Origin of the sequence: Streptomyces sp. NPDC093094, assembly GCF_044754345.1 — a bacterium.
Lineage (GTDB): Bacteria > Actinomycetota > Actinomycetes > Streptomycetales > Streptomycetaceae > Streptomyces.
Genome location: NZ_JBIVOX010000023.1, coordinates 96,509 through 117,927 on the forward strand (window position 1 = coordinate 96,509; position 21,419 = coordinate 117,927).

Annotated in this window: 15 protein-coding genes; 7 read left to right on the forward strand and 8 right to left on the reverse strand. The window is 74.5% G+C overall.

All coding sequences use genetic code 11. The features are described from left to right. Positions 1-129: 129 nt before the first annotated feature. Positions 130-1,215 (reverse strand): M12 family metallopeptidase, encoded by a 1,086-nt coding sequence (locus ACIQGV_RS34360; protein ID WP_402501906.1) that lies wholly within the window; start codon positions 1,213-1,215, stop codon positions 130-132. Between the two features lie 94 nt (positions 1,216-1,309). On the opposite strand from ACIQGV_RS34360, the gene ACIQGV_RS34365 reads away from it, so the two are divergent. Further along, positions 1,310-3,358: a LuxR C-terminal-related transcriptional regulator gene (locus tag ACIQGV_RS34365; protein ID WP_402501908.1), complete on the forward strand. Its 2,049-nt coding sequence runs from the start codon at positions 1,310-1,312 to the stop codon at positions 3,356-3,358. Between the two features lie 299 nt (positions 3,359-3,657). On the opposite strand, the gene ACIQGV_RS34370 is transcribed toward ACIQGV_RS34365, so the two are convergent. Further along, positions 3,658-6,222: a CHAT domain-containing protein gene (locus ACIQGV_RS34370; protein ID WP_402501952.1), complete on the reverse strand. Its 2,565-nt coding sequence runs from the start codon at positions 6,220-6,222 to the stop codon at positions 3,658-3,660. A gap of 148 nt (positions 6,223-6,370) precedes the next feature. Between ACIQGV_RS34370 and ACIQGV_RS34375 the strand changes: the two genes are divergently transcribed. The 3 genes from ACIQGV_RS34375 (at position 6,371) to ACIQGV_RS34385 (ending at position 8,981) form a co-directional block, all read left to right on the forward strand. Beyond that, positions 6,371-7,801, forward strand: a complete 1,431-nt coding sequence (locus ACIQGV_RS34375; protein ID WP_402501910.1) for a S8/S53 family peptidase — start codon at positions 6,371-6,373, stop codon at positions 7,799-7,801. A 77-nt stretch (positions 7,802-7,878) separates the two neighbouring features. Continuing rightward, entirely contained in the window at positions 7,879-8,454 is a 576-nt protein-coding gene (locus tag ACIQGV_RS34380) for an RNA polymerase sigma factor (protein ID WP_402501912.1), read from the forward strand. Between the two features lie 14 nt (positions 8,455-8,468). Continuing rightward, positions 8,469-8,981: a hypothetical protein gene (locus tag ACIQGV_RS34385; protein WP_402501955.1), complete on the forward strand. Its 513-nt coding sequence runs from the start codon at positions 8,469-8,471 to the stop codon at positions 8,979-8,981. Positions 8,982-8,996: 15 nt separating this feature from the next. On the opposite strand, the gene ACIQGV_RS34390 is transcribed toward ACIQGV_RS34385, so the two are convergent. Continuing rightward, entirely contained in the window at positions 8,997-9,782 is a 786-nt protein-coding gene (locus tag ACIQGV_RS34390; RefSeq protein ID WP_402501914.1) for an N-formylglutamate amidohydrolase, read from the reverse strand. Positions 9,783-9,941: 159 nt separating this feature from the next. Continuing rightward, complete coding sequence (locus tag ACIQGV_RS34395) at positions 9,942-12,158, reverse strand: NADP-dependent isocitrate dehydrogenase (RefSeq protein WP_402501917.1); 2,217 nt, start codon at positions 12,156-12,158, stop codon at positions 9,942-9,944. A gap of 211 nt (positions 12,159-12,369) precedes the next feature. Between ACIQGV_RS34395 and ACIQGV_RS34400 the strand changes: the two genes are divergently transcribed. Beyond that, on the forward strand, positions 12,370-13,932 hold the full coding sequence (locus tag ACIQGV_RS34400; protein ID WP_402501919.1) for a M1 family metallopeptidase: 1,563 nt from the start codon (positions 12,370-12,372) through the stop codon (positions 13,930-13,932). Between the two features lie 4 nt (positions 13,933-13,936). On the opposite strand, the gene ACIQGV_RS34405 is transcribed toward ACIQGV_RS34400, so the two are convergent. Further along, entirely contained in the window at positions 13,937-15,040 is a 1,104-nt protein-coding gene (locus tag ACIQGV_RS34405) for a mechanosensitive ion channel family protein (RefSeq protein ID WP_402501921.1), read from the reverse strand. 214 nt (positions 15,041-15,254) lie between these two features. Further along, positions 15,255-16,019: a crotonase/enoyl-CoA hydratase family protein gene (locus ACIQGV_RS34410; protein WP_402501923.1), complete on the reverse strand. Its 765-nt coding sequence runs from the start codon at positions 16,017-16,019 to the stop codon at positions 15,255-15,257. A gap of 48 nt (positions 16,020-16,067) precedes the next feature. Between ACIQGV_RS34410 and ACIQGV_RS34415 the strand changes: the two genes are divergently transcribed. Continuing rightward, the gene (locus ACIQGV_RS34415; RefSeq protein WP_402501926.1) at positions 16,068-16,784 is read left to right on the forward strand and encodes an SDR family NAD(P)-dependent oxidoreductase; all 717 of its coding nucleotides are present in this window, start codon (positions 16,068-16,070) and stop codon (positions 16,782-16,784) included. A 478-nt stretch (positions 16,785-17,262) separates the two neighbouring features. Here ACIQGV_RS34415 and ACIQGV_RS34420 read toward each other — a convergent pair whose 3' ends face one another. Next, entirely contained in the window at positions 17,263-18,180 is a 918-nt protein-coding gene (locus ACIQGV_RS34420) for a YbhN family protein (RefSeq protein WP_402501956.1), read from the reverse strand. Between the two features lie 174 nt (positions 18,181-18,354). Here ACIQGV_RS34420 and ACIQGV_RS34425 point away from each other — a divergent pair, with 174 nt between their 5' ends. Further along, positions 18,355-20,241, forward strand: a complete 1,887-nt coding sequence (locus ACIQGV_RS34425) for an ABC transporter ATP-binding protein (protein WP_402501958.1) — start codon at positions 18,355-18,357, stop codon at positions 20,239-20,241. A gap of 105 nt (positions 20,242-20,346) precedes the next feature. On the opposite strand, the gene ACIQGV_RS34430 is transcribed toward ACIQGV_RS34425, so the two are convergent. Next, the gene (locus ACIQGV_RS34430; protein ID WP_402501961.1) at positions 20,347-21,264 is read right to left on the reverse strand and encodes a pentapeptide repeat-containing protein; all 918 of its coding nucleotides are present in this window, start codon (positions 21,262-21,264) and stop codon (positions 20,347-20,349) included. Between the last annotated feature and the right edge of the window lie 155 nt (positions 21,265-21,419).

The following is a 21,419-nucleotide window of genomic DNA, read 5'->3' on the forward strand; positions in this document are numbered from 1 at the left end:
TTCCCGTGTGCGGCCGGGGTTCGCCGCCCTCCCCCGAAGGCGACGAACCCCGCCGCTCCCCCGGTGCCGGACTGTGGTCCGTGCGTCGGGCTCACGCCCGACCCGTGGCTGCGGCCCGCCGGCCGGGCCTCACCAGCACATGACCGCGGTCTCGCCCGGACCCCAGCCGGAGTACAGGCGGACCCGGACGAAGTAGCGGCGCCCCTTGACCAGTCGGGCCCTGACCCTGGCGTTGCGAGGGGCGCCGCCGTCGTCGTCGCCCGCGAGATAGCGGGGCTCCCCGTCCCGCTCCTCGAACAGGACGACGACGGCGTCGCAGTCGCCGAACGCGGCGACGGTGTACTCCCGGGTCCCGGCCGGCTCGACCGTGAAGTCGGCCTGCTCGCCCGGGCCGAGCCTGAGCGGCGCGGACCGGAAGGGCACCAGCACCGGCGGGCGCGGGGCGTCGGGCGGCGGATACCAGCGGAGCACGTACTCCTTGTCCAGCGGCGACAGCGTCCCGGGCGGGACGAGGCCGCCGCGGAACTCCTCCGGTTCCAGGATCAGTCCGGACGGGAACGGATACTCCATGATCGACTGTGGGTCCCACAGCGTGCCGTTGGCCTCGGACGGCTCCAGCTTGCGCAGGATGTTGAACTCCGTGGTCTCCCGGCTCCAGAAGTTCGGCGGGCCGGCCAGCTCGGCGTGGACGGCCTCGTCGTCCCAGTGGATGCCGGCGCACGGGCTCTGGTGCTCGTGGAGCATCCCCAGCGCGTGCCCGATCTGGTGCAGGGCCGTGGCGCGCTCCCCGGGCGCGGTCAGGTCCCAGCCGAAGTTCATGGTGCGGTCGTTGATGCCGATGCGCAGCGCGTCCTTGCCCACCGCCGACCAGGAGCCGTCGCCGAGCTGGAACCCGATGCGCAGCTCCGCCTCCGAGCGGTCGGTCACCTCCGTGAAGGAGATCCCGATGCCGAGGCCGTGCCACTCGCGGAAGGCGGCCCGCACCGCCTCCCGCTGCCTCTCGTCGCCGACCCAGGACACCCGCCGGGTCGACGCGGACCCCGGCACATGGATGACGGAGGCGTCGTCGTCGCCGTCGAAGAAGCAGTAGTGCAGGACCGTGCCGTTGACCCACTTGGGCCGGCCGCCGACGAGCGCGCTCAGCCGTTCGGCGGCCAGCCCCGGGGTGAGCACGGGGGCCGGCGCCTGCGTGAGCGAGCAGTAGCGTCCGGTCATGGAAGAAGCGTGCCGCCCGGCCGTCCCCGGCGCCTGAGTCGGGGTCTACTCAAGTCGCCCTGTATCAGGGCCGAGTACACGGACTCCCGTTACCGTGACGACTTCTCCCACCGCTTCCGGTCTCCCTTCACGCACAGCGACCGCTCTCCGGGAGGCCCGGACCCTGGAGCTGTCCTGGCCGTTCACCGGCCGGGAGGAGGAACTGGAGCTGGTCCGCCGGTCCTCGACCGCGACCCGGCACGGCATCGTGGTGACCGGCCCGGCCGGCTGCGGGAAGACCCGGCTGGTCGACGAGGCCGTGCGGGGCACGCAGTGCGTCAGGGCCGCCGGCAGCCCCGGCTCCCGGGACACGCCGTTCGCCGCGTTCGCCCATCTGCTGCCGGAGTCCGTCACGCTGCACCGCGCGGTGCACCTGCTGTCCGGCGCCCGGCTGCTGGTCGTCGACGACGCCCACCTGCTCGACGACGCCTCCGCCGCGCTCGTCCACCAGCTCGCCGTGCACACCCGCACCCGGCTGATCGTCGTCGTCACCGACGGAGCCCCCGCCCCCGGTGCGATACAGCGCCTTCGGACCGGGGAACTGCTGCCCCGGCTCGCCCTGGAACCGCCGACCGGGGAGGACACCGACCGGCTCCTCGCCGCGGGCGCCCCCGGCCCCGTCGAACCGCTCACCGCACGCCGGCTGCGCCGTCTGTCCGGCGGCGACCTCGCACTGCTGCGCGACCTGATGGGCGCCGTGCGCGACAAGGGCCTGCTCACCGCCGACCCGGACACCGGGGAACACACCTGGCACGGCCCGCTGCCGCTCACCCCGGCGGTCCGTGAGCGCGCCGCGCCGGTCCTCGGCCGCACCGACCCGGCCGAGCGCGAGATCCTGGACCGGCTCGCCTTCGCCGAGCCCCTGCCGCTCGACGCCGCCGACTGCGACCTGAGCGTCCTGGAACGCCTGGAGGCCGACGGCCTGATCCGGGTGACGGAGGACCCGCGCACCCCCGACGCCGTCCGTCTCGCCCACCCCCTGCACGGACCGGTCCTGCGCGCCGCCGCCGGGCGCCTGCGCGCCCGCCGTCTCGCCCGTACGGCCGGCGAGGCCGAGCTCGCCCTCAAGACCGAGGCGGCCGCGCTGGAGCGGCTCATCGAGGAGGCGGACGTACGGGAGACGCCCACACCCGCGGGGGAGTGGCTGGAGGAGTCCGGCACCGCGGCTCCCGCCGCCTACGCCGCCGTACGCGCACGCTTCGCCCGTCTGCGCGGCGAGCTCCGGGAGGCCGCGGCCTGGTCCCGCCTCGGTCTGCGCGACACCCCCGGCGATCCCGTCTGCCGCCTCGAACTGGACCTGGCCGTGGCCCAGTCGGGCGGAGACGACGGCTGTGCCGCACCGCAGGGCGCGGCGGCCCCGGGCGGGCCCGGGGGATGCGTCCGGGCCGCCGGCGGGGCGACCGGAGCGGCTTCGGACCGCGAAGCCGCCCAGGGCCCCCGTCCGTCCGGCCCGTGCCCCGGCGACGGCGCCGAAGGCCCCGCGGCCCGGGAGACGGGATGCCCCCGTCCGTCCGGCCCCTTCTCCCGCGCCGCCGTCCGGGGTCCTGCCGCCGCCTGGTCCGCGGCCGCGCGCGGCGACCTCGACGGCGCGCTCGCCGTGCTCGACGCACGGCGGCCCTACGACGCCGTACGCCTGGGCGCGCCCGACCGAGCGCTGGGCCTGCTGCCCGCCGGAGGCGTGTTCGCGGCACACGCCGAGGCGCTGGCCCGTGCCGACGCATCCGCGCTGGACCGGGTCGCCGGCACCCTCGGGGAACGCGGCTTCCTGCTCTTCGCGGCCGAGGCGCACGCCCAGGCCGCCCGGGCCCATCGCGACCCGCTCGCCGCCCGCACCTCCCGCGCCCGCGCCGTCGCTCTCGCCCGCCGCTGCCAGGGGGCCCGCACCCCCGCCCTGACCGGGCTGGTGCTGGGCGAACTCACCGCCCGGCAGCGGCAGATCGTCACCCTCGCCGCGGCGGGCCTGAGCAACCGGCAGATCGCCGAACGCCTCACCCTGTCCGTGCGCACGGTCGGCAACCACCTCTACGGCGCCTACACCCGCCTCGGCGGCGACCGCCGGACCCTGCCCTGCCTGATGGCGGAACCGGACGCCAAGTCGGCCTGACCGCGACGCACTTCAAGATCGACGAGGCATGATGATGCCGCTCGAAGCGCCAAGTGCGGGTCTCCCTGCAACCCGCCGCCCCATCGAGGGCATGAGTCGAGGGAGACCATCAAGTGGATCCGGGAGTGCCGCGCCTTTGCCGCGATTGTCCTCATGACGGTGGTGACAGGGCGTAGCTCGGGTCAGGGGTGTGACGAGCACGGCCGAGGGTCCCGCAGGGACCCTCGGTCCCGAAGCCTCCCGAAGCCGCCCGAGGTCGCCCGAAGCCTCCCGAGGTCGCCCGGAGCAGCCCGGAGCCGTCACGCCGCGCCGAACGCCGTGAACGCCCACCCCGTCGCCTGGTGCACCGCGTCGTCCGGCACGGCCGCGCGCGCGTCGCGCAGCGCCTCCGCCAGGGACAGCCCGGCCGCCAGCCCCTTGTGCAGGGCCAGCATCAGCGGCACGACCGCCTCGTCGTTGACGGGCGCGCTGCACGCCACCACGCCCGCCGTGCCCAGCGGCAGCAACGCCGTCACCAGTCCGAGGAGTTCGTCCGCACCGACGGACGCGAAGCGCGCGGTGTCGCAGCAGGACAGGATGATCCGGTGCGGGCTGCGGGCGAGGCGCTCGAAGTCGTGCACGACGATCGGGCCGTCCGCCATCCGCAGCGAGGAGAACAGCGGGCTGTCCGCCCGGAAGGCCCCGTGCGCCGCGATGTGCGCCAGCGCCGCCCCGTCCAGCTCCTCCAGCACCCGCGCCGCCCGCGCCTCGTCGTGCTCCAGCACCGTCGGATCGCCGTAGCGGCCCGCCAGTTCGGGCACCTCCGCGCCGCCCGTCGCCAGCCCGGGCCCGCGCACCAGCACATGCCGGCCGCCCGGCGCGGGCGCCGTCCGAAGGGCCCGCAGCCAGCCCGTCGCCGACGGCGACACGCTCAGCACCCGGTCCCTGAGCGACGGCAGCAGCGCCCACGGCACCCGGTGCAGCCGTCCCGGCGGCACCACCACGACCGGCCCGCCGCCCAGATGCGCGGCCGCGGGTCCCAGCAGCAGCTCCTCCAGCCGCCGCCCCATGGCCTCCACCAGCGGCAGCCGCGCCTCCGCCCCCGGATGCGCCAGCCGCCGCAGCCCCGCCTGGATGTGCTCCGCCTCCGCCTCCGCCTGTGCCAGCTGCCCCGCCTCGAACCGCCGCACCCGTCCGCCCCCGCACAGCAGCACATGCACCCGGCCGTCCACCACGGCCAGCTCCACCAGCCGGGTGTCGCCCAGCGCCGCCAGCAGCAGACCCGCGTCGAACCGGTCCCCGTCCCCGGGCGCGTCGCCCCGGATGTGCAGGGTCCGCGAACGTATCTCCCTTTCCAGGCGGCGCTGTTCGCGCTCCAGCGCCGGCACCGGCCGGCCCTCCATCCGCGCGGCCTCCGCGCGGGCGGCGATCTCCCGGAACGCGGTCAGCGCGCTCTGCAGCGCCGGGTCGGCGGGCGGCCGGGTCGGCGGCGCCGCCAGCGCGGTCGCCCGCCAGCGCTCGCTCCACTCCAGCAACCGCCGCGGCCCGCCCGCCGCCAGTGAGGCACGCTGCGCCAACGCCGCCAGTTCCGCGCCCTGTTCGGTGGCCCGCGCCCGCAGCTCCGAGGCGCCCAGCGTCGTGCGGTGGTCGTCGAGCACGGCCAGCCCGCTCCGGCACGCCTGGAGCACCCCGCGCCCCGAACCGGCCGCCTGCGCGCGCAGCGCCTGCGCCGCCCAGCCGGTGATCCGGGCCAGCGCGGGCCCCGCGTGCCGGCTGCGGGCCGCGACCGCCAGATGCCGCTCGGCGTCCGCGCGCCAGCCCAGCGACAGCGCGATCCGGCCCGCGAGGAGCGACGCCTCCGGCGCGGCCGGAGCCCCGAACGACGCCAGCCGCTCGGCGACCGCGGCCGCGTCCGCCACCAGCCGGCCCGAACGCCGGCCGGCCGCGACCCGCGCCTCGATCAGCACCAGCCGGGCGTGCGTCTCCCACCAGGTGCGCCGCTGACCGGCGAACAGCCGCACCGCCAGCGCGGCCCGCGCGATCGCCGTGTGCGGATCACCCGCGAGACGCGCCGCCCGCGCCGCCGCGAGGAGCAGCTCCGCCTTCCGTGTCGACTGCCCGCCGAGGCCGTCCAGCGCCGCGATCGCCGCGTCCGCCTCCGCCAGCGCCTCCGGCGCCAGGCCCGCCGCCATCAGCACCTCGCAGCGCCGGATGTCGAGCATGAACGTGGGGGTCCCGAGCGCCGCGTAACGCCCCTCGGCCTCGTCCAGCAGCCGCAGCGCCACCGGTATGTCCCCGGCGCGGAACGCCGCCAGGCCCCGGCTCTCCACCGCGTCCGCCTTGTCGTGCTCCTGGCCGGTGGTGTCCCACAGCGCCTCCGCCGCCGTGAAGTCGGCGTCCGCCCGGTCCACCGCGCCCAGCGCCAGATGGACGGTGGCCCGCAGGGTCAGCGCCCGCGCCGTCCAGATGACGTCCTCCGCCTGCCGCAGCACCGGGACCGCGCGCCGTACGTCCTCCAGCGCCTGCCGGTGCTGCCCCAGCACCCACCAGGCGTACGCCCGCCGGTACAGCACCCGCGCCCGGGTGTGGCCGCTGCCGCGCAGCACGCCCCGCTCGAACGCGGCGAGCCCCTGCCGAGTGCGCCCCGCGTGCACCAGTGCGACCCCGAGCGTGCCCAGCACGTCCGCCTCGCGCTCGGCGGAGTCCGCGCGCGCCGCGCAGTCCCGGGCCCGGCGCAGATGGTGCAGCGCGAGCCGCATGTCGCCGAAGTCCCGCTGCCAGATGCCGATGACCTGGTGGGCGACCGAGGCGTGCAGGGGCGGCCCGCCGGACTCCAGCACGTGCCGCGCCCGCGTCAGTGCCTCGTTCGGGGCGGCGAACACCATCGGCAGCAGTTCCAGCACCGAGTCGCTTCCCGCTGTCACCCCACGGATGGTAGTGGCCGCGGAACCGCATCACACGGTCCGGGGTCTGTATCAGGCAACGGCCCCGCGGCTCTGTTTGACGACCATTGCCTCAGTGGGAGGACACGCCATGGCACCACAGCGATTCCACGAGCAGTACGACCAGATCCAGCGCTCGCTGCCGGACGTCCCCCTGGCGATGGGGCCGGACGACTCCGCCGAGTTCCTCTACGAGAAGGGAGTCGTCCTCGCCCGCGACGGTGAGGAGGCCCGCGTCGTCGAGGACGCCGTGCGCGCCCACTTCACCGAGCACCCCTCGCTCACCGCGGACACCGTGCGCCGCGCGGGCCCGTCCACCAACCGCTCCGGCATCACCCGCATCCAGGTCGGCGACCCGGGCCAGGGCGTCCGCGGCGGCGGCGACCGGGAAGTGGCCGCCGCGATGAGGTCGTTGAGGCAGGCCGAGGGCCGCGCCGGACGCCGTCTCGTCAGCCGCAACCACGTCGTGTCCATCGCGGTCAACGCCTGCCCGGGCGACGAGCCCGTGCCCGTCCCGCGCACCCGGACACCCAACCCCGGCCCGGACGGCGCCCCGTACGACCCCGAGACCGCCGTCGGCGTCCTGGTCGTCGACACCGGCCTGACGAACGACTACCGCTCCTACCCGCCCCTCGCGCACACCCGGGGCGACGCCCAGCTGAGGGAGACCGACGACGAGGGCGTCCTCCAGCAGTACGTCGGCCACGGCACGTTCATCGCCGGCCTCGTCGCGGCCGTCGCCCCCAACACCGAGATCACGGTGAACAACGCGCTGACGGACGCGGGCGCCGTCCTGGAGTCCGAGTTCGGCGAGAAGCTCTTCGACGCCGTCGACCGCGACGGCTGGCCCGACATCCTCAGCCTCTCCGCCGGCACCTCCAACGGCCGCGACGACGGCCTGCTCGGCATCGAGAACTTCATGCGCGAACTGCGCCGGCAGCGCACCCTGCTGGTCGCCGCCGCCGGCAACAACGGCAGCGCCACGCCGTTCTGGCCCGCCGCCTACGCGAGCCTGCCCGACTACGCGGACTGCGTGCTCTCCGTCGGCGCGCTGCGCGGGGACGGCGAGTTCGGCGCCTGCTTCTCCAACCACGGCCCCTGGGTGAACGCGTACGCTCCCGGTGAGCGGCTCACCGGCGCCCTCACCGGCTTCACCGCCCCCGTGCCGTACGTGTACCAGCACTCCACCTACGACGCCTGCCGCTACGGCTTCACCTACGCGTGCACCTGCCAGGCGCCCGGCCACACCGGTGTGCTGACCGAACGCCAGAACGGCGGCGCGGGCAAGGCGGACCAGGTGATGTTCGAGGGGTACGCCAGCTGGAGCGGCACCTCCTTCGCCACCCCCGTCGTCGCCGGTCTGGTCGCCGCCCACATGACCGCCCACAAGGAGACCGACCCGCGCCGGGCCCGGCGGCAACTGCTCGCCGCCAGCACCGAGTTCGCCGAGGTGCGCGGGGCGCATGTGCCCGCGCTCCTGCCGGCCACCTGGAGCCCCGTGCCGGTCGAGCCCCCCGCATGAGGACCCGGACACCCATGAGGACCGGAGCATCCCCCGCCACGGCGTACGATGACAGGCCGTACACGAGGGGTGGGGCCGTGGACCGTGCAGATGTCGGCGCGCTCGTCCAGTCCGCCGTCGACGGTGACGCGGCGGCCTGGAAAGCGCTGGTGGAAGGGCTGAGCCCGCTGGTGTGGTCGGTCGTGCGCGCCCATCGGCTGTCCGACGCCGACGCGCACGAGGTGTACCAGACGGTGTGGTTCCGCTTCGCCCAGCATCTGGGCCGGCTGCGTGAACCCGACAAGGCGGGTTCCTGGCTCGCGAGCACCGCGCGGCACGAGAGCCTGAAGGTCATCAAGAGCCTCAAGCGGCTCACCCCCACCGACGACCCGCAGCTCCTGGACCGGATCAGCGAGGACCGCACGCCCGAGCAGTCGGTGCTGGACTCCGAGGAGGCGGCCGCCGAGACCGAGCGGATCCGGCGGATGTGGCAGGAGTTCGAGGAACTCGGCGACCGCTGCCGGCAGCTGCTGCGGGTGCTGATGGCCTCGCCGCCGCCGACCTATCAGGAGGTGTCCGCGGCCCTCGGGATCGCCGTGGGCAGTATCGGACCGCTGCGCCAGCGCTGTCTGCGGCGGCTGCGCGCCCGAATCGACGCACGGGGAGCGCTGTGAACGGCATGGACGGCATGGACGGCATGGACGGCATGGACGACATCGACGGCCTCGGCGCCGACGACGTCGGAGGTCCGGACGAGGACTCCTTCGACACCGGTCTGCTGGAGGAGGAGCTGCGGCGTGCCGCGGCCGTCCTCGACCCGGTGCCGGCCGAGCTGCGGCGGATCGCCGTGGAGGCGTATCTGCTGCACGACCTCGACGCCGGGATCGCCGAGCTGACCTTCGACTCGCTCGTCGACGCCCTTCCGGTCAGGGGAGCGGCCGACCCGCCGCGGATGCTGACCTTCCGGGCGGGCGGGCTGACCGTCGACGTGGAGGTGACCGGGGAGGGCCTGCTGGGGCAGGTGCTGCCGCCGCAGCCGGCCGGCATCGAGGTCCTGGGCGGACCGCACCCGGCCGCGCCCGCCGCCCTCGCCGCCGACGACATGGGCCGCTTCAGCAGCGACGTGCCCCCCTCGGGGCCCTTCGCCCTGCGGCTGCGGGCCGGCGGACAGGTGGTGGTCACGGAGTGGCTGCGCGCCTGACCCCGGCCGCCGGGGTCAGCCGCGGGGCACGGCGTCCACCAGGCGGGACAGGGCGCGGGCGAGGGCGGTGAGACCCGCTGTGGCGGGGCCGCCCGGCTCGGTCATGTAGGTGTCCCGGCGGATCTCCACCATCAGCGCGGCCACGCGCGGGTCGCGCCCGTAGAACTCCAGCGGCACGTACGTGCCGGCGAACGGGCTGTCCAGGCCGGTCTCCCCGACCCCGGCGAACGCCTCCCGGGCCGCCGCGAGCAGCTCGGGCGGTGTGTGGAAGGAGTCGGTGCCGAGGCACACCGGCGGCCGGGGCCCCGATCCGTGCAGCTCGTAGGGCAGCGCCTCGGCCGGGTACGAGTGCACGTCGATGATCACGGCCCGTCCGGTGGCGGCCAGCCGGCCTGCCACGGCCTCGGTCATGCCCTGCGCATAGGGACGGAAGTACCGCGCGATCAGCGGCTCGGGCTCACCGTCCCCCTCCCGCAGCAGCTCCTTGTGCGTGGTCCGGGTGTACACCGCCCCCATCCCCGCCGCGAGCATCTCCTCCCGCTCGTCGGGGAACCGCTCGGGGTCGACGACGAGCCGCGACAGCCCGTTCACGAACCGCCAGGGCGCGGTCCCCGCCAGCCGCGCCGCCTCCGCCGCGATCTCGGCGGTGTGGGAGTCGGTGATGTGGTCCAGCTCCCGCTCCAGCGCCTCGTCGTCGAGCACGATCCCCTTCCGCACATCGGCGGGTATCTCCCGCGAGGAGTGCGGGACGTGCAGGATCACGGGCGAGTCGTCGGAGCCGGGCAGCAGCGCGAAGGACATCGGGGATCTCCCTGGAGGAAGGCCGGAGCATTACGTGATCAAGGTGCCACAAGGGTCTGACAACCGGGTCCGGCACCCGGCCCCGCACACGGCTCCGCCCCGGCCGGGTGTGTTGTCGGCCGGGGCGGAGATCAGGCGACAAGGAGCGTCAGCTCACGGTCACAGCGCGGCGAGGGCCTCGTTCCAGGTCGCCGAGGGGCGCATGGCCGCGGCGGCCTTGGCCGGGTCGGGCTGGTAGTAGCCGCCGATCTCGACGGGCTTGCCCTGGACGGCGTTGAGCTCGTCGACGATCTTCTGCTCGTTCGCGGCGAGGGACTCGGCGAGCGGGGCGAACGCCTTCGCCAGCTCGGCGTCGTCGGTCTGCGAGGCCAGCTCCTGGGCCCAGTACAGGGACAGGAAGAAGTGGCTGCCGCGGTTGTCGATGCCGCCGACGCGACGGGTCGGGGACTTGTCCTCGTTGAGGAAGGTCGCCGTGGCGCGGTCGAGGGTGTCGGCGAGGACCTTGGCCTTGGTGTTGCCGGTGGCCGTCGCGTACTGCTCCAGGGAGGGGACCAGCGCGAAGAACTCGCCGAGGGAGTCCCAGCGCAGGTAGTTCTCCTTGACCAGCTGCTGGACGTGCTTCGGCGCGGAGCCGCCGGCGCCCGTCTCGAACAGGCCGCCGCCCGCCATCAGCGGGACGACCGACAGCATCTTGGCGCTGGTGCCCAGCTCCAGGATCGGGAACAGGTCGGTCAGGTAGTCGCGCAGGACGTTGCCCGTCACCGAGATGGTGTTCTCGCCGCGGCGGATGCGCTCCACCGACAGCTTGGTGGCCTCGACCGGGGCGAGGACGCGGATGTCCAGGCCCTCGGTGTCGTGCTCGGCCAGGTACGTGCCGACCTTGGTGATCAGGTTGGCGTCGTGGGCGCGGGTCTCGTCCAGCCAGAAGACGGCCGGGTCGCCGGTGGCACGGGCACGGGTGACGGCGAGCTTCACCCAGTCCTTGATCGGCGCGTCCTTGGTCTGGCAGGCGCGGAAGATGTCGCCCTCGGAGACCGGCTGCTCGATGACGACGTCGCCGGCCGCGTCGACCAGACGCACGGTGCCCGCGGCCCGGATCTCGAAGGTCTTGTCGTGGGAGCCGTACTCCTCGGCCTTCTGCGCCATCAGGCCGACGTTCGGGACCGAGCCCATCGTCGACGGGTCGTAGGCGCCGTTCGCGCGGCAGTCCTCGATCACGGCCTGGTAGACACCGGCGTAGGAGGAGTCCGGCAGCACCGCGAGGGTGTCGGCCTCCTGGCCGTCGGGGCCCCACATGTGGCCGGAGGTGCGGATCATGGCCGGCATCGAGGCGTCGACGATCACGTCGGACGGCACGTGCAGGTTGGTGATGCCCTTGTCGGAGTCGACCATCGCCAGCGCCGGGCCCCCGGCGATCTCCGCGTCGAAGGACGCCTTGATCTCGGCGCCGTTCGCCAGCGCGTCCAGGCCCTTGAGGATGCCGCCCAGACCGTCGTTGGGGGAGAGGCCGGCCGCGGCCAGCGCCTCACCGAACTGCGCGAAGGTCTTCGGGAAGAAGGCGCGTACGACGTGGCCGAAGACGATCGGGTCGGAGACCTTCATCATCGTGGCCTTCAGGTGCACGGAGAACAGCACGCCCTCCGCCTTGGCGCGGGCGACCTGCGCGGCGAGGAACTCGCGGAGGTGGGCGACACGCATCACGGAGGCGTCGACGACCTCACCGGCGAGCACCGGAACCGACTCGCGCAGCACGGTGGTGGTGCCGTCCTCGGCCACCAGCTCGATCCGCAGCGTGCCGTCCTCGGCGATCACCGCGGACTTCTCGGTGGAGCGGAAGTCGTTCTCGCCCATCGTCGCCACGTTGGTCTTCGACTCGCCGGACCAGGCGCCCATGCGGTGCGGGTGGGTCTTGGCGTAGTTCTTCACCGAGGCGGGGGCACGGCGGTCGGAGTTGCCCTCGCGCAGGACCGGGTTCACGGCGGAGCCCTTGACCTTGTCGTAGCGGGCCTTGATCTCCCGCTCCTCGTCGGTCTTCGGGTCGTCCGGGTAGTCCGGCAGCGCGTAGCCCTGGCCCTGGAGCTCGGCGACGGCGGCCTTGAGCTGCGGGATGGACGCCGAGATGTTCGGCAGCTTGATGATGTTGGCCGCGGGCGTCTTCGCCAGCTCGCCCAGCTCGCTCAGCGCGTCCGGGATGCGCTGGTCCTCGCTCAGGTACTCCGGGAACACCGAGATGAGGCGTCCGGCCAGCGAGATGTCCCGGGTCTCCACGGAGACACCCGCCTGGGAGGCGTAAGCCTGGACCACCGGCAGGAAGGAATACGTCGCCAGGGCCGGGGCCTCGTCAGTGTGCGTATAGATGATGGTCGAGTCAGTCACCGGGTGCTCCGCTCCACGTCTGCAACATTGCTCGACATCAAGATATCTCGTGATCGCCCCTGTCTCGACAGGGGTCCGGCCGGATCGGGGCGTGGATCGTCCGGGTCACGATGCAACCGAAGGGGGTGATCTTGCGGTCATGGTGGGTGATCGTTCTATCGACCGACGACGGCCGGACCCGACCAGCCGGCCGCCCGAACGAAAGCCGACCATGAGATATCGCAGCAGAGTGACCGCGCCGGCCGTCCTCATCGGCAGCGCCGCGGCACTGACCGCCGGGATCCCGGCCCACGCCGCCACGGGGGAGCGGACCGCGGCAGGACGCGCACGGAGCGCCGCCCCGGGCCCCGAGACCCTCGGCGACCCCGTCTTCCCGGGCCTCGGCAACGACGGCTACCGCGTCTCCGCCTACGACCTGGACCTGGTCTGGGACGCCGACGCGAAGACCGTCTCCGGCACGGCGACCCTGAGGATCACCACCACCACGGCCCTCAGCCGCCTCTCCCTGGACGCCCTCGGCCTGGACATACGGTCCGTGCGCGTCGACGGCCGCGCCGCCACGTACGCCCAGGAGGGCGAGAAGCTGCGGATCACCCCCGCCAAGGCGCTGGCCGCGAAGGCCGCCGCCAGGATCGTGGTGGAGTACACGGCCGACCCGCGGCGGACGCTCGCGCACACCGCCTGGGTGCCCACGCCGGACGGGTTCGCGGTGTGCCCGCAGCCGAACTCGGCGCACACCGTCTTCCCCTGCAACGACCACCCGGCGGACAAGGCGGACTTCTCCTTCCGCATCACCGTCCCCGCCGGTCTGCGCGGTGTGGCCAGCGGCGCGCTCACCGGCACGGAGACCCTCGCCGACGGCCGGACCCGGTACGCCTACCGCTCGCGCTCCCCGATCGCGACCGAGGTGGTGCAGATCACCGTCGGCGACTACGTCGTCAAGAACCGTCCCGGCCCGCACGGGCTGCCCCTGCGCGACGTCGTCCCCAGCGCGCGGGCCGCCGCGCTGGAGCCCGCGCTGGCGCTCACCCCGGGCATCGTCGAGTGGATCGAGGCCCGCCTCGGCGCCTTCCCGTTCGAGACGTACGGACTGCTGCCGTGCAACTCCGACGACCCGAAGGCGTTCGACTTCACCGGCCTGGAGACCCAGACCCTCACGCTGTACAAGCCGAACTTCCTCCTCCAGGAGGAGAAGAAGATCGGCTCGCACATGATGCACGAGATCGTCCACTCCTACTTCGGCAACAGCGTCAGCCCCGCCACCTGGGCCGACCTGTGGCTGAACGAGGGCCACGCCGACTTCTACGGCCTGCTCTACCGCTACGAGCGCGGCTGGCCCGACTCCCTCGGTCTGACCACGATGGAAGCGCGGATGAAGGCGACGTACGCGCTCGGCGACCAGTGGCGCAAGGACTCCGGCCCGGTGGCCGCGCCGAACGCCGTCAACCTGTTCGACAGCCAGCGCTACCTGGGTGGCGTGCTCGTGCTGTTCGCGCTGCGCGAGCGGGTCGGGCAGAACGTGTTCGACGCCATCGAGCGGGCCTTCCTCGCCCGGTACCGCAACTCCGCGGCGTCCACCAAGGACTACATCGCCGTCGCCTCGGAGACCGCCGGCGAGGACCTGTCCGGATTCCTGAACGACTGGCTCTACGGCACCAGGACGCCGCGGATGCCGGGCCACCCGGACTGGACGGTCAACCCGGCGAGCTCCTCCTTCGCCGCCCCGCACAGCCGCAGGGGCGGGCACCACCACGACAACTCGGCGACTCTCTGAGCCGTCAGTCGAGCCGGGCGGCCGTTCGGTCGCCCGGCTCGGCCGGCGCCGGCGCGGTGCGCTGCTGGGGGATGACCACCGCGCCCTGCTCCAGCGCCACCGTGCGGGTCGGCGCCGGGATGCTGATGCCCTCCGCGCGGTAGCGGCGGTGCAGCCGCTTGATGAACTCGTGCTTGATCCGGTACTGGTCGCTGAACTCGCCGACGCCGAGGATGATCGTGAAGCCGATCCGCGAGTCGCCGAAGGTGTGGAACCGCACGGCCGGCTCGTGCTCCGGCAGGGCTCCGGTGATCTCCTGCATCACCTCGGCGATCACCTCGACCGTCACCCGCTCCACGTGCTCCAGGTCGCTGTCGTAGGCGACACCCGCCTGGACCAGGATCGTCAGCTCCTGCGCGGGCCGGTTGTAGTTGGTCATGTTGGTCCCCGCGAGACGGCCGTTGGGGATGATGACCAGGTTGTTGGAGAGCGAACGGATCGTGGTCTGCCGCCAGTTGATGTCGGTGACATAGCCTTCCTCGCCGCTGCTCAGCCGGATGTAGTCGCCCGGCTGGACGGTCTTGGAGGCGAGGATGTGGATGCCCGCGAAGAGGTTCGCGAGGGTGTCCTGGAGTGCCAGCGCGACGGCCAGACCGCCCACCCCGAGGGCGGTGAGCATCGGCGCGATCGAGATGCCCAGCGTCTGCAGCACCACCAGGAAGCCGAGCGCCAGGACCACGATCCGCGTGATGTTCACGAAGATGGTGGCCGACCCGGCGACCCCGGAGCGGGACTGGGTCACCGCACCCACCAGCCCGGCCACGACCCGGGCCGCGGCCACCGTCGCCGCGACGATCAGCAGCACGGTCAGGGACTGGTTCACATGCCGCTGCACGGTCCGCGTCAGCGGCAGCACCGCGCCCGCCGCGGCCGCGCCGCCCAGCACCGCCGCCCACGGCAGCACGGTCCGCAGCCCGTCCACGATGACGTCGTCCCCGCCCCAGCGGGTGCGGTCGGCCTGCTTGCCCAGCCAGCGCACCAGCACGCGCAGCGCGAACGCCAGCAGCAGGCCGGCGGCCAGCGCGATACCGGCGACGACGAAGTCGTGCAGGGTCAGCGCGCGGGTCACCGGTCACCTCCGGTGAGGAGGTCTGCCGCGGAACGGGCCGCCGACGGCCGGATGTGAAGTGTCGTCACGTTGTCACCTGCTCGAATCGGAATGTGCTCGTACGCAGGCCGGACCGTGTCGCGAACCGGCGCGCGCGCTCATCCTGCCGTATCCGGAACAGCAGTTCGCACACCTGGTCGAGGTCCGGCCACCCCGGCCCCCGCCGGGCCCGTTCTCACGGCTCCTCGAACGAGCCGTGCCGGCCCGCGCCGGAGGCGAAGCGGGCCGCGCCCTCCAGGCTCTCCGCCAGCACGGCCGACCCGTGGCGCAGTTCGGTCCGCAGCGCCTCCTCCTCGCCGAGCCCCTCCTGGTCCAGGACGGACGCCCGGTCCGCGCGCAGACACGCCTGCGGGAAGCGGGCGATCTCGGCGGCCAGGGACTCGGCGTGCGCACGGGCCGTACCGGTCGGCACGACCCGGTCGGCGAGGCCGATGCCGTACGCCTCGCGGGCGGGCACCGGGCGGCCGGTGAGGATCAGGTCCATGGCACGGCCGGCGCCGATCAGCCGCGGGAGCCGCACCGTGCCGCCGTCGATCAGCGGGACGCCCCAGCGGCGGCAGAACACCCCGAAGACGGCGTCCTCCTCGGCGACCCGCAGATCGCACCACAGGGCCAGCTCCAGGCCGCCCGCCACGGCATGCCCCGCGACCGCCGCGATCACCGGCTTCGACAGCCGCATCCGGGTCGGCCCCATCGGCCCGTCCCCGTCCTCGGCGACCCGGTTGGCCCGTGCGGTGCCGAGTGCCTTGAGGTCGGCGCCCGCGCAGAACGTGCCGCCCTCGCCCCACAGCACGGCCACCCGCGCCCGCGGATCCGCCTCGAACTTCCGGAAAGCCGCAGCGAGTTCCCCGGCGGTCGGCCCGTCCACGGCGTTGCGGGCCTCGGGGCGGGAGAGGACGACCGTGGTGACGTGATCTCGCCGTTCGACGCGGACCGGCATGGTGGAATCCCCTCGGCGAAGGAGTGACGACGGACAAGGGAGTCTTCCATGGCGGAGCGCGGGTCGGGCGGATCGCCGGTGGCGGTGGTGACCGGGGCCAATCGCGGGATCGGACGCGAGGTCGTCCGGCAGCTCGCCGGGCGCGGGTACCGGGTCGTCCTCGGCTCCCGGGATCTCGCCAAGGGGCGCAAGGCCGCCGCGCGGGCCGACCGCGGCGGGGAACGGGTCACCGCCGTGCAGCTCGACGTCGCCGACGAGGCGAGCGTCACCGCGATGGCCGAGTGGGTCACCCGCGAACTGGGACGGGCCGACGTGGTCGTGAACAACGCGGCGATCCTGTACGACACCTGGGCCCAGGCCCGTACGGCCGACCTGGCCGAGGTGCAACGGGCCCTGGAAACCAACCTGTTCGGCGCCTGGCGCGTCACCCAGGCGCTGCTGCCGCTGCTGGAGCGCAGCCCGCACCCGAGGGTCGTCAACGTCAGCAGCGAGGGCGGCTCCCTCGCCTCGATGAGCGGGGGCACCCCGGCGTACAGCGTGTCCAAGGCCGCGCTGAACGCCCTCACCCTGCTGCTCGCCGGGGAACTGCGCGGCCGTCGCGTACTGGTCAACGCCATCTGCCCGGGCTGGGTCGCCACCGACATGGGCGGCCCCGGCGGCCGGCCCGTGTCCGAGGGCGCGGCCGGAGTGGTGTGGGCGGCCACCCTGCCGGACAACGGCCCGACAGGCGGCTTCTTCCGCGACGGCAAACCGGTCCCCTGGTGACCCGGCACCCGGCCCCGGCCTCGGCGCCCGGCCTCGGCATCCGGCCTCGGCGTCCGGCCTCGGCGCCCGGCCTCGGCATCCGGCCTCGGCGCCCGGCCTCGGCATCCGGCCTCGGCGCCCGGCCTCGGCGCCCGGCCTCGGCGCCCGGTCCCGGCATCCGGCGCCCGGCCCCGGCATCCGGCACCCGGCACCCGGCCCCGGCACCCCGCGCCCGGCCTCGGCACCGCCCGCCGTCGGCCTGTACGTGTCCGCCGTCGGCCTGCCCGCTCGGGCGTCCGGCCGTGCAGCCGTCCGTACGGGCGTCCGGTGAGCCGGGCCGGCGCACCGGGCGAGCCTCCGGCGCGGTCGGGTCCGGGACGGGCCCCGGCGGGGCTTCGTACGACCCGGCGGCGTGAGACCGCCGTCCGGCACGCCCGGGCCCGGGCCCGTCCCGCCGGGAGCCGGGCGGGAACTCCCCGGGCGGGCGCGGCGGGTGCGGTCAGATCACCTTCAGGCGCACCAGTGCGCCCAGCGTCAGCGCGCCGGGCACCAGGGGGAGCCACACGGTGATGATCCGGTAGGCCAGGACCACACCCGTCGTCACGGCCACCGGGCCGCCCGCCGTCACCAGCGCGACGATCAGCGCCGCCTCCACCGACCCGAGACCGCCCGGCGTGGGGATCAGGGCCACGGCCACGGTGGCCGCGAGATAGGCGACGGCCATGTGCGCGGGCGGCACCGGCAGCCCCAGCGCCAGGCCCACCGCCGCGAGCCCGGCGGCCTGGAGCGCCGGGAACGCGAACGAGCCGCCCCACAGCGCCAGCGCCCGCGCGGGCCGCGTGTGCACCGAGCGGGCCTCGCACAGCGCGGTCCGCAGGAACGACGAGAGCGCCCGCCGCGCCCGCCGGACCAGCAGCAGCGTCCCCGCCGCGGCCACCGCGCCCGCGCCCAGCGCGGACAGCAGCGGCCCGCCCGCCCCTTCGGGCAGCAGGACGTCCGGGCGCAGCGCGTGCGGGAAGGCCACCAGCAGCGCCGCCAGCAGGCCGACCCGTGCCACACCCTCCGCGAGCAGATACAGGGCGAGCGCGGCCGAGGAACGCGCGAGCGGCAGCCCGCACACCGTCATGAACCGCAGGTTCACCGCGCCCGCGCCGAGGCCGGTCGGCAGCAGATGACTGGCCGCGCCCGCCGCGAACTGCGTGGCGAGCAGCCGCCGCCGGGGCAGCCGCTCGACGACCGCCCCCTGCCGGCCGGCGGCCGCCGCGACCCAGGTCAGACAGGTCGCCCCGCCCGCCGCCAGCAGCCACGGCGGATCGGCCCGGCGCAGCGAGCCGAACCCGTCCGCCAGCACCTCACGGTGACGCACCGCCACCAAGGCCACCAGCACCACCGGAAGCAGACACAGCACCGGCCGCATCGGCACCCGCCGGGCGAGCCGTCCCACCGCGACCCGAACCCCTCTCACACTCCGAGAGGTTCTCCCCACGGCCCCAACACCCGGTTGCGCGGGCGGGGACGGCGCATGGCGCGCGGACACCGGAAATGCCTTGACCTCAACGTTGCTTCAGGTTCTACGGTCTTCTCCATGAGCATGGAGACCACCGCCTGGACGCAGCTGTACAGCGTCATGAACGCCCAGCAGGAGCGCCGCCCCTTCGCCCGCGCGACCCTGCGCCGCATCGCCGCGTTCGCCCGCCCGCACCGCTCCCGTATCACCTTGTTCGTGCTGCTCGGCATCGCCACCGCGCTGCTCGCCGTCGCCACGCCCGTCCTCGCCGGAAGGGTCGTCGACGCGATCGTGACCGACGGCGACGAGAACACCGTCGTACGCCTGGCCCTGTTCATCGCGCTCATCGCCGTCGTCGAGGCCGCTCTGGGCATCCTCGGGCGCAGGCTGTCGGCCCGGCTCGGCGAGGGCCTGATCCTCGACCTGCGCACGGCGGTCTTCGACCACGTCCAGCGCATGCCCGTCGCCTTCTTCACCCGCACCCGCACGGGCGCGCTGGTCAGTCGGCTCAACAACGACGTCATCGGCGCCCAGCGGGCGTTCAGCAACACCCTGTCCGGCGTGGTGAGCAACCTGGTCACGCTGGTGCTCACCCTCGCCGTCATGCTCACCCTGTCCTGGCAGATCACCCTGCTCGCCCTCGTGCTGCTGCCGGTGTTCGTGGTGCCCGCCCGGCGCATGGGCGGCCGGATGGCCCGGATGCAGCGGGAGGCCGCGGCGCTGAACGCGTCGATGAGCACCCGGATGACCGAGCGGTTCTCCGCGCCCGGCGCGACCCTGGTCAAGCTGTTCGGGCGTCCGGAGGAGGAGTCGGACGAGTTCGCCGACCGGGCCCGCCGCGTCGCCGACATCGGGGTGCGCACCGCCACCGCCCAGTCCGCGTTCATGACCGCGCTCACCCTCGTCTCCGCCCTCGCGCTGGCCCTCGTCTACGGTCTCGGCGGCTGGTTCGCGCTGCGCGGCAGCCTGGAGCCCGGCGCCGTCGTCGCCCTCGCCCTGCTGCTGACCCGGCTGTACGCGCCGCTCACCGCGCTCGCCGGGGCACGCGTGGAGGTGATGAGCGCCCTCGTCAGCTTCGAGCGGGTCTTCGAGGTGCTCGACCTGAAGCCGCTCATCGAGGAACGCCCCGACGCCCGCGCGGTGCCCGAGGGGCCGGTCTCGGTCGAGTTCGACGACGTCCGCTTCGGCTACCCCGCCGCCGACAAGGTCTCCCTCGCCTCCCTGGAGGAGGTGGCCTCCCTCGACACCCGGGGCGGCGCCGAGGTGCTGCACGGGGTGTCCTTCCGCGCCGAGCCCGGCCAGACCGTGGCCCTGGTCGGTTCCTCCGGCGCGGGCAAGTCGACCATCGCCCAGCTGCTGCCGCGCCTGTACGACGTCGACGGCGGAGCCGTCCGGCTCGGCGGGACGGACGTCCGCGAACTGAGTCACGCCTCCCTGCGGGCCACCCTCGGCATGGTCACCCAGGACGGCCACCTCTTCCACGACACCGTCCGCGCGAACCTGCTGCTGGCCCGGCCCGGCGCGGGGGAGGACGAGCTGTGGGACGCGCTGCGCCGGGCCCGCCTCGACGACCTCGTACGGTCCCTGCCCGACGGTCTCGACACGGTCGTCGGCGAGCGCGGCTACCGGCTCTCCGGCGGCGAGCGCCAGCGCATGACCATCGCCCGGCTGCTGCTGGCCCGCCAGCGGGTGGTCGTCCTCGACGAGGCCACGGCCCACCTCGACAACACCTCCGAGGCGGCCGTGCAGGAGGCCCTCACCGAGGCGCTCCAGGGGCGTACGGCGCTGGTCATCGCCCACCGGCTGTCCACGGTGCGCTCCGCCGACCAGATCCTCGTGCTGGAGGCGGGGGCCGTCGTGGAGCGGGGTACGCACGAGTCGCTGCTCGCGGCGGAGGGCCGCTACGCGGAGCTGTACCGGACGCAGTTCGCGAAGGAGGAGGCCGGCGCGGGGGAGGAGGTGGCCGTGTGAGCGCGCCCGCCCTCGGCGCCGCGTCGCGCCGCTCCGTGTCCGCGGCGCCGTCGTGGCCGAGCGTGCGGTTCCCCGCGTCCCCGGGGGGCGGGTCCCCTCAGGGCGTCACCAGTGCGCGGGCCTGCTCAGCGTGTCCGGCAGGCGGGTCGTCCCGTCGCCCCGTGCCGCGTTCAGCTGGGCCTGGGTGAGGAACACGCTGCCGGTCAGGTCGGCGCCCGCGAGGTCGGCGTCGCGCAGGTCCGCGCCGATGAGGTCGGACATGCGCAGGTCGGCGTTCTTCAGGTCGGCGGCGACCAGCAGGGCGCCCCGCAGGCTCGCGCCGCGCAGGTCGGCACCGGCCAGCCGGGCGCCCATGAGGTCGGCCCCGCGGTGGTTGCGGGTCCGGCCGGGCACCTGCGCCCGCACCAGGTCGCCCACCCGCAGCAGCAGCGTGTTCACCTCGCCCCGCAGCGTGTCGACGTCCAGCACCAGCAGCGCGGCGGCGTCGCCCCGGGTGAGGGACTCCAGCCGGGCCAGCTCCCGCCGCAGCCGCGGGTGCACCGGCCGTGCCACGGCCACGTCCAGGCCCTCGGTGACGTACCACAGCAGCTCGTGCAGCTGCCGCATCACCGGGAACACCTCGAACATCTCCCGGGCCGTGCCGGGGGCCCGCCGCCAGTCCGTGCCGCCGTAGGTGACCTGCGAGACCTTCTGTCCGGCGCCGAAGCAGTCGAAGACGGTGCAGCCCTGGTAGCCCTCCTGGCGCAGCCGCGCATGGATGCCGCAGCGGAAGTCCGCGTCCAGGTTGCCGCACGGGCGCCCGGCCGGCTTGTCGGCCGCGAAGTCCGCCGAGCGCGCGAAGGGCAGGGCGACACAGCACAGGCCGAAGCAGCTGCCGCAGTCCGCTCGCAGGTCCTCGCGGTCCGGGGCGGCGGTGGGGGCCTTGCGCTGTCGGGTCACCGTGCGCTCTCTCCTTCGGTGGATCTCGGGCCTGCGGCGGCTGCCGGGCCGGCGCCGCGGGCCCGGCGCCGGTCGGCCCGCCATTCTCGCAGAACACCCGCCCCGGCGGCCCTCCCGGTCGTCCTCCCGGCTGTCCTCCCGGTCGTCCTCCCGGTCGTCCTCCCGGTCGTCCTCCCGGTCGTCCTCCCGGTCGTCCTCCCGGTCGTCCTCCCGGTCGTCCTCCCGGTCGTCCTCCCGGT

What these genes read in the sequence shown, in the direction of transcription:
- ACIQGV_RS34425 (WP_402501958.1), top strand. Translation starts at nt 18,355, where the DNA reads ATGGAGACCACCGCCTGGACGCAGCTGTACAGCGTCATGAACGCCCAG.
- ACIQGV_RS34360 (WP_402501906.1), bottom strand. Translation starts at nt 1,215, where the DNA reads ATGACCGGACGCTACTGCTCGCTCACGCAGGCGCCGGCCCCCGTGCTC.
- ACIQGV_RS34420 (WP_402501956.1), bottom strand. Translation starts at nt 18,180, where the DNA reads ATGCGGCCGGTGCTGTGTCTGCTTCCGGTGGTGCTGGTGGCCTTGGTG.
- ACIQGV_RS34410 (WP_402501923.1), bottom strand. Translation starts at nt 16,019, where the DNA reads ATGCCGGTCCGCGTCGAACGGCGAGATCACGTCACCACGGTCGTCCTC.
- ACIQGV_RS34415 (WP_402501926.1), top strand. Translation starts at nt 16,068, where the DNA reads ATGGCGGAGCGCGGGTCGGGCGGATCGCCGGTGGCGGTGGTGACCGGG.
- ACIQGV_RS34430 (WP_402501961.1), bottom strand. Translation starts at nt 21,264, where the DNA reads ATGGCGGGCCGACCGGCGCCGGGCCCGCGGCGCCGGCCCGGCAGCCGC.
- ACIQGV_RS34385 (WP_402501955.1), top strand. Translation starts at nt 8,469, where the DNA reads ATGGACGGCATGGACGGCATGGACGACATCGACGGCCTCGGCGCCGAC.
- ACIQGV_RS34375 (WP_402501910.1), top strand. Translation starts at nt 6,371, where the DNA reads ATGGCACCACAGCGATTCCACGAGCAGTACGACCAGATCCAGCGCTCG.
- ACIQGV_RS34370 (WP_402501952.1), bottom strand. Translation starts at nt 6,222, where the DNA reads ATGGTGTTCGCCGCCCCGAACGAGGCACTGACGCGGGCGCGGCACGTG.
- ACIQGV_RS34390 (WP_402501914.1), bottom strand. Translation starts at nt 9,782, where the DNA reads ATGTCCTTCGCGCTGCTGCCCGGCTCCGACGACTCGCCCGTGATCCTG.
- ACIQGV_RS34400 (WP_402501919.1), top strand. Translation starts at nt 12,370, where the DNA reads ATGAGATATCGCAGCAGAGTGACCGCGCCGGCCGTCCTCATCGGCAGC.